The organism is Trichocoleus sp. ST-U1 (assembly GCF_039961835.1).
Lineage (GTDB): Bacteria > Cyanobacteriota > Cyanobacteriia > Cyanobacteriales > FACHB-T130 > FACHB-T130.
In genome coordinates this window covers 1-12,145 of sequence record NZ_JAMPJZ010000123.1, presented here as the reverse complement: position 1 = coordinate 12,145, position 12,145 = coordinate 1, and the positions used below count along the sequence as shown (strand labels likewise).

General features: G+C 47.3%; 8 protein-coding genes and 33 tRNA genes. 2 read left to right on the top strand and 39 right to left on the bottom strand.

Annotation, left to right across the window (positions count from 1 at the left end):
* Positions 1 to 49: 49 nt before the first annotated feature.
* The 4 genes from NDA06_RS25125 to NDA06_RS25110 form a co-directional block, all read right to left on the bottom strand.
* A tRNA-Lys gene (locus NDA06_RS25125) sits at positions 50 to 121 on the bottom strand.
* A 12-nt stretch (positions 122 to 133) separates the two neighbouring features.
* A tRNA-Asn gene (locus NDA06_RS25120) sits at positions 134 to 205 on the bottom strand.
* 166 nt (positions 206 to 371) lie between these two features.
* Positions 372 to 469: transfer RNA gene (locus tag NDA06_RS25115), tRNA-Asn, on the bottom strand.
* 323 nt (positions 470 to 792) lie between these two features.
* A tRNA-Ser gene (locus NDA06_RS25110) sits at positions 793 to 878 on the bottom strand.
* Between the two features lie 93 nt (positions 879 to 971).
* Here NDA06_RS25110 and NDA06_RS25105 point away from each other — a divergent pair.
* Positions 972 to 1,670, top strand: coding sequence for a hypothetical protein (locus NDA06_RS25105; RefSeq protein ID WP_190984985.1), 699 nt, complete (start codon positions 972 to 974; stop codon positions 1,668 to 1,670).
* Between the two features lie 48 nt (positions 1,671 to 1,718).
* Here NDA06_RS25105 and NDA06_RS25100 read toward each other — a convergent pair.
* From NDA06_RS25100 to NDA06_RS24940, 33 genes are all read right to left on the bottom strand, one after another.
* Positions 1,719 to 1,791 (bottom strand) — tRNA-Ala (locus tag NDA06_RS25100).
* An 8-nt stretch (positions 1,792 to 1,799) separates the two neighbouring features.
* A tRNA-Ala gene (locus NDA06_RS25095) sits at positions 1,800 to 1,873 on the bottom strand.
* 318 nt (positions 1,874 to 2,191) lie between these two features.
* Positions 2,192 to 2,264, bottom strand: a tRNA-Arg gene (locus tag NDA06_RS25090).
* A 9-nt stretch (positions 2,265 to 2,273) separates the two neighbouring features.
* Positions 2,274 to 2,348 (bottom strand) — tRNA-Val (locus NDA06_RS25085).
* Positions 2,349 to 2,353: 5 nt separating this feature from the next.
* A tRNA-Gly gene (locus NDA06_RS25080) sits at positions 2,354 to 2,425 on the bottom strand.
* An 11-nt stretch (positions 2,426 to 2,436) separates the two neighbouring features.
* Positions 2,437 to 2,508: transfer RNA gene (locus NDA06_RS25075), tRNA-Gly, on the bottom strand.
* Between the two features lie 52 nt (positions 2,509 to 2,560).
* Entirely contained in the window at positions 2,561 to 3,406 is an 846-nt protein-coding gene (locus NDA06_RS25070; protein WP_190984984.1) for a TIGR02452 family protein, read from the bottom strand.
* A gap of 181 nt (positions 3,407 to 3,587) precedes the next feature.
* Positions 3,588 to 3,659, bottom strand: a tRNA-Thr gene (locus NDA06_RS25065).
* Between the two features lie 132 nt (positions 3,660 to 3,791).
* A tRNA-Thr gene (locus NDA06_RS25060) sits at positions 3,792 to 3,863 on the bottom strand.
* A 92-nt stretch (positions 3,864 to 3,955) separates the two neighbouring features.
* Positions 3,956 to 4,030, bottom strand: a tRNA-Leu gene (locus tag NDA06_RS25055).
* An 8-nt stretch (positions 4,031 to 4,038) separates the two neighbouring features.
* Positions 4,039 to 4,111, bottom strand: a tRNA-Pro gene (locus NDA06_RS25050).
* A gap of 9 nt (positions 4,112 to 4,120) precedes the next feature.
* Positions 4,121 to 4,200, bottom strand: a tRNA-Leu gene (locus NDA06_RS25045).
* Positions 4,183 to 4,905: an HNH endonuclease signature motif containing protein gene (locus NDA06_RS25040; RefSeq protein WP_348251906.1), complete on the bottom strand. Its 723-nt coding sequence runs from the start codon at positions 4,903 to 4,905 to the stop codon at positions 4,183 to 4,185. Before NDA06_RS25040 ends, NDA06_RS25045 begins: the two co-directional genes overlap by 18 nt.
* 147 nt (positions 4,906 to 5,052) lie before the next feature.
* Positions 5,053 to 5,126: transfer RNA gene (locus tag NDA06_RS25035), tRNA-Leu, on the bottom strand.
* A 3-nt stretch (positions 5,127 to 5,129) separates the two neighbouring features.
* A tRNA-Pro gene (locus NDA06_RS25030) sits at positions 5,130 to 5,203 on the bottom strand.
* Between the two features lie 4 nt (positions 5,204 to 5,207).
* Positions 5,208 to 5,281, bottom strand: a tRNA-Leu gene (locus NDA06_RS25025).
* A 9-nt stretch (positions 5,282 to 5,290) separates the two neighbouring features.
* Positions 5,291 to 5,371: transfer RNA gene (locus NDA06_RS25020), tRNA-Leu, on the bottom strand.
* Positions 5,372 to 5,377: 6 nt separating this feature from the next.
* Positions 5,378 to 5,452, bottom strand: a tRNA-Gln gene (locus NDA06_RS25015).
* A 5-nt stretch (positions 5,453 to 5,457) separates the two neighbouring features.
* Positions 5,458 to 5,532 (bottom strand) — tRNA-Gln (locus NDA06_RS25010).
* A 5-nt stretch (positions 5,533 to 5,537) separates the two neighbouring features.
* Positions 5,538 to 5,612, bottom strand: a tRNA-Asn gene (locus NDA06_RS25005).
* Positions 5,613 to 5,619: 7 nt separating this feature from the next.
* Positions 5,620 to 5,694 (bottom strand) — tRNA-Phe (locus NDA06_RS25000).
* 9 nt (positions 5,695 to 5,703) lie between these two features.
* A tRNA-Ser gene (locus NDA06_RS24995) sits at positions 5,704 to 5,789 on the bottom strand.
* Between the two features lie 7 nt (positions 5,790 to 5,796).
* Positions 5,797 to 5,890: transfer RNA gene (locus NDA06_RS24990), tRNA-Arg, on the bottom strand.
* A gap of 2 nt (positions 5,891 to 5,892) precedes the next feature.
* Positions 5,893 to 5,967 (bottom strand) — tRNA-Trp (locus NDA06_RS24985).
* 45 nt (positions 5,968 to 6,012) lie between these two features.
* Positions 6,013 to 6,093, bottom strand: a tRNA-Tyr gene (locus NDA06_RS24980).
* Positions 6,094 to 6,105: 12 nt separating this feature from the next.
* Positions 6,106 to 6,189, bottom strand: a tRNA-Ser gene (locus NDA06_RS24975).
* Positions 6,190 to 6,298: 109 nt separating this feature from the next.
* A tRNA-Met gene (locus NDA06_RS24970) sits at positions 6,299 to 6,371 on the bottom strand.
* Positions 6,372 to 6,393: 22 nt separating this feature from the next.
* Positions 6,394 to 6,466 (bottom strand) — tRNA-Lys (locus tag NDA06_RS24965).
* 6 nt (positions 6,467 to 6,472) lie between these two features.
* Positions 6,473 to 6,546, bottom strand: a tRNA-Cys gene (locus NDA06_RS24960).
* Between the two features lie 56 nt (positions 6,547 to 6,602).
* Positions 6,603 to 6,675 (bottom strand) — tRNA-Glu (locus tag NDA06_RS24955).
* Between the two features lie 45 nt (positions 6,676 to 6,720).
* Positions 6,721 to 6,794: transfer RNA gene (locus tag NDA06_RS24950), tRNA-Asp, on the bottom strand.
* Positions 6,795 to 6,969: 175 nt separating this feature from the next.
* A complete protein-coding gene (locus NDA06_RS24945; protein WP_190984983.1) occupies positions 6,970 to 7,170 on the bottom strand; it encodes a hypothetical protein in 201 nt (66 codons plus the stop codon).
* Positions 7,171 to 7,496: 326 nt separating this feature from the next.
* Entirely contained in the window at positions 7,497 to 9,071 is a 1,575-nt protein-coding gene (locus tag NDA06_RS24940) for a metallophosphoesterase (RefSeq protein ID WP_190984982.1), read from the bottom strand.
* A 194-nt stretch (positions 9,072 to 9,265) separates the two neighbouring features.
* Between NDA06_RS24940 and NDA06_RS24935 the strand changes: the two genes are divergently transcribed.
* On the top strand, positions 9,266 to 10,597 hold the full coding sequence (locus NDA06_RS24935; RefSeq protein ID WP_190984981.1) for a GTPase: 1,332 nt from the start codon (positions 9,266 to 9,268) through the stop codon (positions 10,595 to 10,597).
* Between the two features lie 72 nt (positions 10,598 to 10,669).
* Here NDA06_RS24935 and NDA06_RS24930 read toward each other — a convergent pair whose 3' ends face one another.
* Both NDA06_RS24930 and NDA06_RS24925 read right to left on the bottom strand, forming a co-directional pair.
* On the bottom strand, positions 10,670 to 11,185 hold the full coding sequence (locus NDA06_RS24930) for a dihydrofolate reductase family protein (protein WP_190984980.1): 516 nt from the start codon (positions 11,183 to 11,185) through the stop codon (positions 10,670 to 10,672).
* Between the two features lie 11 nt (positions 11,186 to 11,196).
* Positions 11,197 to 12,145 (bottom strand): DUF4336 domain-containing protein (locus NDA06_RS24925; RefSeq protein WP_348251905.1); only part of this gene is annotated, 949 nt, incomplete at its 5' end.

Genomic DNA, 12,145 nt, shown 5'->3' with positions numbered 1-12,145 from the left:
GCAATGTTGTAAGCATTGCACCTCGCTTTTCGGTCTCCAGTGGAAATAATGGGTGGTATAGGAGTTGAACCTATCTAGTGCTGGTTAAAAGCCAGCTGCACAGCCGATATGCCAACCACCCGCACAAACGAAACTGCCAGAGTGGGGGTCGAACCCACAACCCTCCGATTAACAGTCGGATGCTCCGCCATTGAGCTATCTGGCATTAACCCCTTACCCAAGAGTCGAACTTGGCTACCATTCTTAGGAGGAATAAGTCTGCATCCAGCAGGTAAGGGAAGTTTTACCCCGTGCAAGTCGAAAAAGCATTTGGTTTTGTCGGTTAACAGCCGAGTGTGTATGCTTTGTCTGTTAGGACACGGGTTGAAAATTGGCTCCGGGAGTAGGACTTGTAGGCGCAGCCTTCAAGGGAGAGTACCTACAACAACGCGGTTAACAGCCGCGAACTCTGCTATTGAGCTATCCCGGAATAACCCCTCGCCCAAGAGTCGAACTTGGTCGCCAGCCTTCGGAGGGCTAGGTCTGCATCCCGCAGGCAAGGGAAACCCCTCTGGATGGAGTCGAACCATCAAGTCCGGCGTTCGTAGCACCAGATCCTATTCCGTTGGCAGAGGGAAATCCACTGGGAAGGTACTGCCCCTTCTATAGCCGCGTTATCAGCACGGTGCTTCGCTTTTCAGCCTCCAGTGGATAAAGGAAGATGGAGGAATCGAACCCCTACGACATCACTGCCGTACCACGGTTTTCAAGGCCGCTTGCCGTCCATTCGGCGGCATCTTCCGAGTTGAATAACGGAAGCTGGAGGAGTCGAACCCCTACAGTTATTCACTGCACTCCTGTGTTCGAGACAGGTTGCCGTCCTCTCGGCAACAGCTTCCAAAATTTTGGGTGTATGGCGATTATCAAAAAGACTTTATTATTGATACACACCCCATTTAATAGTAAGATGGCAAGACCTTTAAAAGCTTGTCATGCGAATCACTCAAGACCAACTAATAAAATGGTTCCAAGAATACTATCAGTCTCACGGTGAAGTTCCTGCATTAAATAAAGTTAGAGATAAAAGTATTCCTTGCCCAGTAACCCACAATACAGTTGTCAGGAAATTTGGAAGTTGGAATAATGCTTTGAAAGCAGCAGGCTTACCGTTATTTGTCAAACCAATCCTAGCGAAGGAAGTAGTTTGTTGTACCTGTGGTAAGGTTTTTTATAAACAAAGACACCGATTACAAGAGGGCAACCCAGATTTTTGCTCACATTCGTGTTCAGCAACTTACACAAATTGCCATAAAAACTATGGAACTAGACGCTCTAAGCTTGAAGATTGGCTTGAGGAGCAGCTTTTAAAGCTTTATCCAGACTTGGAAATTCATTTCAATGGTAAAGATGCCATAAACGCAGAGCTGGATATATACATTCCATCTCTAAATTTAGCTTTTGAGTTAAATGGTATTTTCCATTACGAGCCAATTTACGGGGCAGAAAAACTAGCGTCTATTCAAAATAATGATACCCGTAAGTTTCAAGCCTGTTTAGAAAAGGGAATTGAATTAGCCTTTATCAACTCTTCTCAACAAGAAGAATTCAAGAAATCTACCTCTCAGAAATATCTTAACATCATAACCTCCATTATCACTTTAAAGGTGTCTGGGGGAACTCGAATCCCCTAATACTGATGCCACAAATCAGCGCCGCGACCACTTTGGCTTCAGACACAGTGGATCTGGTGGGGGTCGAACCCACAACCTCTTCTTTGCAAGAGAAGCATTCTCCCATTGGAACTACAGACCCATATTGAGTGGATACTGGTCAGATTTGAACTGACATCTTTCTACTTGCAAGGTAGACGCTTTACCAATTAAGCTACAGACCCGTGTTTTGTGTTGTTGAATGCGATCGCATTCTCGCGTGCAAGTTATCAGAGCAATATGCGTTTTCTCAGTTACTAGAGGGACTCCGCCGATGAGTTGTTACACACTCTTTAAAGGATGGCTACCTTGAAGCAAACCTGCCGGGTTCTTTGCACTCCTCGTTCTCAAACGCCCGCTGTGTTTGAACAGCGTTACTTTTCCTCTCGTACTAAAGTATGTAGGCTCTAGTGATTGGGTCACGCAAGATGCGATCGCCGTAATTGCAAAATATCAACACACCAACTTAATTCACCTCCTTAAATTAAGAAGCGTTAAACCAGCGCCTCCACTAGGATTTGAACCTAGGACAATCACTTTAGAAGAGTGCTGCTCTTTCCCCTGAGCTATGGAGGCAATCTAAATTGGTAGTCCTGGCAGGATTTGAACCCGCAACCCCTTGCTTGTAAGGCAAACGCTCCACCATTGAGCTACAGGACTACGAAAGCGAGTGATGGGATTTGAACCCATGCGCTGAGTGTGGCGCACTCAGATGCTAGCCGCTACATCACACCCGCATATTTAACAGAGCGGACAACGGGACTCGAACCCGTATCATAAGCTTGGAAGGCTAATGTGCTAGCCATTGCACCATATCCGCATATCTAAAATCTGAAACTGCTTGAGGCGTTGATTCTAGTTGTGAGGGAATCCTATTTTTCTGATGAAAATCGACTTTGGAATTCTCCAAATATTCTGCTTTCTTTAGAAGAGTCGAGTACAGAAAATAGGACGCTTCTGAATCTCCCCCAAAATTGACCCTTGGGTAATAAGAAATCTGCAAACATTTGGGCAACCATTGACGGCTCATTTTTAAATACCCCACATCCCCAAGCCCCTAAAACTAGAGCATCGCATCCATAGTAAACAGCTAAGCTCAACAATTTTGCACCGCGACTATACAGAACTTCGGGTATTTTTTCAGCATCCTTGGGTTGGTTTCTCCAAATGGCACCAGCATTAGGAGCTGGACTTGTTATGAAATCAACCAGAAAAGGTTTCTCTAAAAGCGTTCCATCATCTTTTCGGAAGATTGGACAACCGGGTGAGTAGATGATGCGATCGGAGTATAGGAGCGATCGCTGAGAACGATGGAAATCGTAGTATTCGGGGCATTTTAACAGGCTTTTATAAAGTGCCGAACTACGCGCCAGACTCTCTTCTTGGGCTTGAGCGCCTTTGAGAAATCCACCTCCAGGGTTTTTAGCAGAAGCAAAATTGAGAACGGCAATTTTTTGAAAGTTTTGCGATTGCGTTATGCGTTCTGCTCCCATCAGAGTTGTCTCATTCCTAACCTCAAATTCTATATTTGAGAATTGAGGAGAGCTAGAGAGAACGTTTTGTTTGATAGTTGAGAGGGTATCGGGTTCGTAGTATTTTGTCTGAGCAAGACAGGATACCAATCCTTGACCAATATCGACCCGGTTACCTTCAGGGGAGTAGTAGTAGCCTGCTTCGAGAATTTCTAGCGTGTCTTGAGCGATCGCAATCCGCCTCATGATTTCTGCTCTAATTCGTTAGCACAAAATTAACAGACGATTAGCCTCTGCATTTTAGCCATGCCATTCAGTTCAACAAGATATAGAGAAGAAGTGAGCTAAAGCATCTGTAACCGTCATCGTTGTCATATTTCCCTCCTCTTTAAACTCAAAAAATAGACTGTTAGCATAGCCACACCCAAGCAGATGGCGAGACTCGAACTCGCATAGGCAGTTTACAAGGCTGCTGTGTTGCCATTAACACCACACCTGCAATCAGAAAGCAGACGGCGGGGGTTGTTCGCTTCAGCGTTCCCGTTCGGCGTTAGCCGTTACCGAAGGCTAGGGTACACACATCAAGGGCTTACCATGCCCTTATGTTTCCGGTTACGCCACATCTGCTTGAAGCAGGCGGCGAGAGTCGAACTCGCATCAGAAGATTACGAAACTTCTATGCTTGCCATTGCACCACGCCTGCAATTTGGTGGCGGGGGCAGGAGTTGAACCTGCTGATAAGAGGCTTATGAGACCTCCAAGCCTACCCTGGCTACTTCACCCGCATCGCACCAATGCCCCTGACTGGACTTGAACCAGTAACCTCTTTGCCCTAAACAAAGCGCCTCGTGCCGATTGGGCTACAGGGGCAAGAATAATCTGAGTGGCAGGGTTTGAACCTGCGACCTGCGGTACCCGAAACCGCCGCGCTCCCAACTGCGCCACACCCAGATGTTTTGATACTCCCGACAGGGGTCGAACCTGCAACACAAGTAACTCAGCGCTCAACTGAGTGCGTCTACCTATTCCGCCACGGGAGCTTGAAGAGACTGTTGTTTAGCCCAATAACCTCTAGGAGGTTTCTGAATGCCGTAAGCTTTACACCATTTTTCTATCGCTTTATCGCTGACACCAAAATCTTTAGCTATGTGAATAGTTGGTTTTTCCCAGACTAGCTTTTGCAAATCTTCTTTAGAAGGACGTTCAACTTTTCTGGCTTTTATGTGAGGAACCTTTTTTCCAGGATTTTGATTTCCAGTTTCACGCATTCTGCGTTGTCTGTATCGCTCCCTACAACCTTTCGCATTGCTAATTGTGTCTGTATAGCCTTTTGAAAATCCGTAATTATCACTTTGGCTGTGACAGTTCGGACACAGGAAGCGAATGTTTTCTGGTCTGTTATCTAGACCATTACCGTTTTTGTGATCGACATGAAGAACTATTTTATTACCCAGCCAACTATCTCGAACACAACAGTTAGAATTTTCACATTTATACTCTCTCCCGAACTCAATCAGTGCTCTTCTCAAACGGTATGCATCTTCTCTTCTATTCCTTGAGCGCAATACCAGAATCTCTTGCCATGTTTGCCTCCGTACTCCTTTGTGGTATTTTCCTTGGTTAGCTGCTTGACCCAGAAAATGGGATGTATCTATTCCTAACTCTTTAATCTTCTTGGATACATAGCTATGAATACTTCCTGATTGCCGCTTTCCTAATTTTCTTAGGACTTCTGAAACAGACACAGATTCTTGAACTATTGGTTCTAGTAGTTCTTTAGTGTACTTCATCAAAACTTACTGGAAAACATATTGCCAGCATATCAGATGTAGTTTTCCATTAAAGCTGAGCATTTGCTGTCTCATCGTGTTAAAAATTGGCTGTTAGCCAAGTACCCCTGACAGGACTCGAACCTGCAAAACACTCGACCTGAATGAGCGACGGTTTCCAATTACGTCACAGGGGCATATCGGGGTGACAGGATTTGAACCTGCGTCCTTCAGCTCCCAAAGCTGCCGCGCTACCAAGCTGCGCCACACCCCGTAGATACTCCTGGCTGGGCTTGAACCAGCAACGCGCAAGGTTTAAGCTTGCTGCCTCTTCCGATTGGGCTACAGGAGCGAGTTTTGATGCTCCTAGTGGGAGTCGAACCCACACACAAATTACAACTACTTTTGAGGTAGCGGCCTCTTCCAATTGGGCTACAGGAGCATGATTTGGCTGCCCCGCCAGGTTTTGAACCTAGAACTTCGCTTTCAAAGAGCGAGATGTTGCCAGTTACACCACAGGGCAATGATTGGATGCCGGGACAGGGCTTGAACCTGTATCTCAGATTTCAGAGAACTGCGACTTGCCTATTCGTCTACCCGGCAATGAATGGCTGCCCCAGTGGGACTCGAACCTACAACCCCCGCATTAACAGCGCGTGGCTCTACCATTGAGCTATGAGGCAACGACAGCCCCCCAGGTCAGAATCGAACTGACGACCTCCTGTGCTTCAAACAGGCGCTAACTACCAACTGAGCTACCGGGGGAAGTTTCAACGGAGAGGACAGGATTTGAACCTGCGTTAGGTAAAACCTAATCAGACTTTCCAAGTCTGCGCCTTAAGCCACTCGACCACCTCTCCAAGTTGACGAGAGCGGAGGGAATCGAACCCCCACGTCTACCCTCCGGGAAGCAAGCTACGGTTTCGTAGACCGATGTTTTATTCAGTTAAACTACGCTCTCAATGGCGCGGGGACTGAGATTTGAACTCAGATCATCGATTTTGGAGATCGAGATGTTGCCAATTACACCATCCCCACATACGATTTGAACTTTGAATCTAAAATTAAAAATCCAAAGTCCAATGGGTCGGGCAGGATTTGCACCTGCAACCAAAAAAGGACGATTTTACAGACCGCTGCCCACCCTAATAGGCGAGCCGACCCAAATGAAAAAGGCGGAGAGGACAGGACTCGAACCTGCAATGGGTTGCCCCAAACTTCTTTAGCAGAAAAGCGCTTTTACCATTCAGCCACCTCTCCAGATAGCCCCAAAGGGATTTGTAGGCGAAGCCTTCTCGAAGGGTACCCTTGTACTTGCCTTGAGGGGGCGATGTCCTAAACCGCTAAACGATGAGGCTTTGAGCTTGAGTAGGAGTAGTAGGACTTGAACCTACGGCTAGCCCCTTATGAGAAGGCTGCTCTACCACCTGAGCTATACTCCCTCGATCGCAGTCTTGAGGGCAGTGGGAGTAGCAGGACTTGAACCTGCAACCATACGGTTAAGAGCCGCCTGCTCTGCCAATTGAGCTATACTCCCTTTGAGAGGTCGAGGTGGGATTTGAACCCACGAATTTCTCTTTTGCAGAGAGACGCCTTAAGCCTCTTGGCGACTCGACCTCGACGATTTGGGCAATTTATAATCTGCAAGAAGAAACAGATACTAAATCGCCCCATAGTCCCAACGGGGTTTGAACCCGTATTCCAGTATTGAAAGCACTGTGTCCTAGCCGCTTAGACGATGGGACCTTGTAGCGAGATGAGATTAAGAATTTTTATCTCTAGATTGCTGAACGAGGCTGACGGGACTTGAACCCGCGACATCTTGTTCGACAGACAAGCACTCTACGCAACTGAGTTACAGCCTCATCAATTCAGCAATCTTGCTACAAACGTGTTACATCGCCGAGATGTGGGGGGCATTGCTTGCTAGGCTATCCCCCCACTTGAGATGTCTGTGCTTAATTAAAAATGCACAGTATCAATCGTTAAATAGGTGATTTCTTATTCAGTTTTCAAGGTTCAGAAAAAGATGGAAAATATTTACAGAAATAATCGCCTTTCTAGGTAATAAACCTGTTGGGTATTACGCCTAGATTCAGCAGTTTTGGTTTGAGTGAGGTGTGTATTATCCGCTTGTTCAGTATCTACTTCAGATTTTTGGGAAGTAGGCTGATGCCTCACCTCAAAGGATTCTGGCAGATGCCAGCCTTTATCGATTCGTTGGATGTAAAGTAACATCATGACTTTTTTGGGTTAGAGGTTTTTGTCTCTTTCCCTCTTTCAATATATTTATACTACAGAAATGCTACATAAAATGTCAAGGGGTTGGGGGAAAAGATTTTGATAATTTTGGAAGGATGCAGTAAATCAACCTAAACTCCTGACTGAGCTTAAGTTTTATGCCTGACATCTTGCCAAGTGTATCTATATATATAAGGAATTGCAGGCTGTAGTATGGGATGTGCGATCGCTCATCCCCTGGTGGATGGTTCCCTGGCAGATGGCACTGACATAAAACAAAACCGAGGGTCACTGACCCTAGAGCGATCGCTCATCCCCACAAAAACTCAGATCGAAAACGCTTCAATCTCGCTATTACTCCACTCTCGCTTCGAGCGCTCAGCGATAAACGGTCGGACTTTGAACTTCGGGGGGCAACCGTCAAAGACATCAATTCGCAAAAATGAGTAAGGTCGTCGCTTCTGCAACCCCTGACCATGACGACCGACAAAAAGCAGCGATTTTGCCACCAACCGAGTATCATCGCCCTTGATACCCCCAAAATTCTCCGTCAATTCCGCTCCCTCAGACCGCTGACGGCGGAGACTGTGACCGCTGCCACCACAAACAATCCAATTGATATTGGAGTCACCGTATCCGGTATCGCCAGTTTGGAGATATTCCAGGCAGTGAGCGTGACCGTTCAGAATCAGATCGACCAGCGGACGCCCCTCCGCCTGGTTTCCGACTGCCTGCTTCACCGCATCTAACACCCGGCGGAGACGCTGACGAACTGCTAAAGTTTGCGCCTGGTGCCACTTCGTCGCCTCCGTGACGTAGGGGGGATGGTGGAAATAAATGACCCGCCCGCGCACCTCGGCGGTATTCCAAGATTCAATCAGCCTTTGCCTCAACCAGTCCAGCTGCTCGAAATCAGTGACTGTCGTTTCGTCGGCTGCCAGTTGCTTGTTGATGTCAATCAAAAGTTCGTCGATTTGCTCTAGTTTGGCTTGATTGTCATCCAGCTGTTCAGCCTCTTCGGGTCGCCCGGAACTCAGTAGAGCTGAGGCTTCCATAATTTGAAGTTTCTGCCGTTCCAGGTCAGACCGACGATTTTCCAATTCGCTACGGTAGTCGTCCCCCTCTTGAGTCGTTGGCAGGGGGATTGGCGCATTGAAAGTATTTGAATCGAGTGCAAAGAAATCAATCCCACCGCTACGAAACGTGTAATAGCGGTTAGGTAAGCGGGTGAAGCGTCCCGGTTGATAAGAAAGACAGCGACCTGTATCCGTCTTGGCAGTGTAATGACGATCTAGATGACGAGCCAGTTCACTCTCGCTATTGAACGCTTTGAGGTAGTCAAGAAACGCTCGTGCATAGGCATTCCCTTGACCCGAACCGTGCCAGCCAATGTCCAAATCTAACTGGGAGCGCAGCAGGCGGCGTAAGGGCAGCGAAGCCTGGGCGATTAAACCATAGATAAAGGGTAAGTCATAGTAATCGTGGTTCCCTGGCACCGGCAAGAACGGCATATTGAAGACCATTTGATCGTAGGCAATGCGTTCCGGGCGATCGCCTCCTACCAAAAACTCTCGGTAGGGAGAAATAAAGTTTTTTAGGTAGTATTCACTGGAGCCAACCAGATAGATCACGTCGCCGGTGTGCAACACGAAACGGCTCTGTTCGCGGTGGGCAAGCATGAGTTCTGCGATTTGTCGTTGGGGGTTGTATCCTCGATAGGAGCCGGAGCCACTATCCCCCACAACTAAAAATGAGAACTCCGGAGTGTCAGAAGCGCCATCGTCTAAAACCATCCGGGTTTGATCGATTCCTCTGTCCACAAGACTCGGTGCAAGCCATCGCACTCTTTCGTTCATCTTACGGATTTTGACCGAGATCGGTGGATCGGATACAAATTGCATAGCTGCTTTACTCCCAGATTTCTCTGTGCCCTCGTTGCTCGTCCCACTGCATGCTGATTGTACCTGTCTGCGTTCACAGAAGGCTTCTATCGGTTTATATTAGTTTTCCGATCGGCGAGAGCGACGAGTAGCTTGCTTGTAGTCTAGAAGTATAGACACGATGTAATCTGAATCTATCCGCCGTTTTAATGTCTATGACTGAGCAACGTGATGCTGATTCGTCGTCAATGGATTCTCAGCAACCTAGCGAACCAACGGATGCTGTGACGACTGAGTCGGTCAATGATTCTCCCAAAAACCGCCTTGCGGGTGTTTGGAACGACGCAACCGCACGCTTGAGGCAACTGCTACCTGTAGAACAAGTGGCACAAAAGACTGTTGGGTGGTTTAGTGTCAGCGAAGACCGGGTTGCAGAAATTTTGGAGACGGTTCGAGCTGAACTCCCCACGACAGAAGCCCTTTTGATTGGGAAACCTCAAGCGGGGAAAAGTTCGATTGTGCGGGGGCTGACAGGCGTTTCTGCTGAGATTGTCGGTCAGGGATTTCGCCCTCACACGCAACACACGGAACGGTATGCTTATCCTTCGAGCGATGTGCCGTTACTCATTTTTACAGATACGGTCGGGCTAGGAGATGTAAATCAGGACACTCAGGCGATCGTTAAAGAATTGGTTGGCGATTTGCAACAGGAGAGCCGTTCTGCCAGAATTCTGATTCTGACGGTCAAAATTAATGATTTTGCAACCGACACACTGCGACAGATTACGACTCAGCTGCGTCAGCAGTATCCAGATATTCCTTGTCTGCTGGCTGTCACCTGTTTGCATGAGGTTTATCCTCCCGGTACTGACGATCATCCCGCTTATCTACCCGACTATGAGGAGGTTAACCGAGCTTTCGGTGCCATTCAACAAGCGTTTGCCGGAGTGTGCGATCGCTCCGTTATCATTGACTTCACCCTGGAAGAAGATGGTTACACTCCGGTATTTTATGGCTTAGAGGCGTTGCGAGATACCTTGGCAGACCTCCTACCAGAAGCGGAAGCGCGGGCGATTTATCAATTATTGGATAAGGGCGCTAGCGAACAAATTGGCAACCTCTACCGGGATGTTGGACGCCGTTATATGTTGGCATTTTCTATCATGGCAGCTGCGATTGAGGCAGTACCGTTGCCGTTTGCCACCATGCCTGTCCTAACTGCCTTGCAAGTCTCAATGGTCGGTCTGTTAGGAAAATTGTACGGGCAAACCCTGAGTCCATCGCAGGCGGGAGGTGTCGTTAGCGCGATCGCCAGTGGTTTCCTAGCACGGGCAGTTGGACGGGAGTTAATTAAATTCTTGCCTGGTTTTGGGAGCGCGATCGCTGCTTCCTGGGCAGCTGCCTACACCTGGTCATTGGGCGAAGGTGCCTGCGTCTATTTCGGTGACTTAATGGGAGGTAAAAAACCCGATCCGCAGAAAATTCAATCTGTGATGCAAGAAGCGTTTAAAACAGCGCAAGAACGATTTAAAGGAATCAAGCGTTGATAAAACCTGTGCCAATTTGCATTGCAGCAAGAACTGAAACAGCGCATCGATTGCTATTGCCATTTACTCACTTTAATGCCCTACATCATAAGACAGTTGCACAAGACCAGAATCATAAGTTTGACATTTAGTAAGATTCAAAGATTGAGAAATTGTTCCATTATCAAATAATGGAATTCCTTCACCCAATATCGTTGGATGTATTGAAAGAATTAGCTCATCTACTAGGTTCTGACTCATCAAGGCATGAGTCAGTTGAGATCCGCCAACTAACCAGATATTCTTTCCATCTACCTGACGCAATTTCTCTACAAATTCCGTGATGTCTTCCCTGATAACTTCAGCATTGCTATCTGCTGGAAAGAGAGGATTTTTTGTAAACACATAGCTTTTTACACCTTTGTAAGGATACTCACCGAAAGTCAGCACTTGCTCGTAAGTCTTCCTACCCATCAGAAGAGTATCAACACTGGCGAAGAATTCTGAATAGCCGTAATCTTGGTCTGTAAATAACCAGTCAATGTCGCCAGACTGCCGCGCAATATAACCGTCTAAACTGGATGCAATGAACAGGATAACTTTACGCATTGCTCTTTTTCCTATACCTTTTCCTTTGCTGGTGGTACGATGCCAAGCTTATTCAAACCTTTATCCAGTACCTTTAGTAAATGAAAATCTTCCTCTGGTAAGGGATAAGTGCTATTGCTGAACAATCCTGCACTTTGAGAAGGGCGCTTTTCTAGGAAGGAGAATGCTTGTCGAAACTGATGCGGTTCTGCTTGAATTGGCGAGTCAAAATGGCAGGGAATAATTCGCTGAAAGTCCCAACTTGCTACCTTATCTGCCCATTCGATAGTTTCTTTCGGTGCGCGGTTGAGAATCAAAGTTTGTAGAATTGGTGCCACAAACAGACGACCATCTCCTCGCAGCGCATCGAACGACCGTTTCCAATCTGGCTTCCATCTGAAGGGAAACAAACCAAAATAAGCTTTTTTGGAACGTTCTGGTGCTTTGAGAGCATTGCGAAACACATCACCCCATTTCGGTACTTCTAGCACGCCTGGTTGGAAATACAAAGTAAATAGGGAGATGCGCTGCCATCCCTTCCGGCGATTTGCCTGAGTGTTGGCAACGATATCAGACGCTTGCTCCTTGGCATGGAACAGCAAAGGATAGGGGTCTAATTGGACAATTGCAGGCGGATCTTCTGGTATGGAAATTACCGAATCGGTTACAAGTAGCGTGCGTGATCGCGCATGAAAAAATGCAACTTCCGCAAACTTACCCGGTCCCAGGTAGATGGGACCTAGTATCGCGTAGTCAAACTGGTTGGCAAAGGGGGTGGTGCTGCTGTCTTGTGGAAGTACCTGAGTGCGTTTGGAAGGCAAACCCAGCCAACTGAGGGGGAGATTGAGGGGGAAACTCCACTGAGAAGGAGCCACAAAAACCTGTGCAAGCGGAAAACATCTAGCAAAGGGACCCACGAAGACTTTGTGTTCAAGTCCAGAAATCGTGGGTAGGATGATGTACTTGACATCTCCGTGTTCT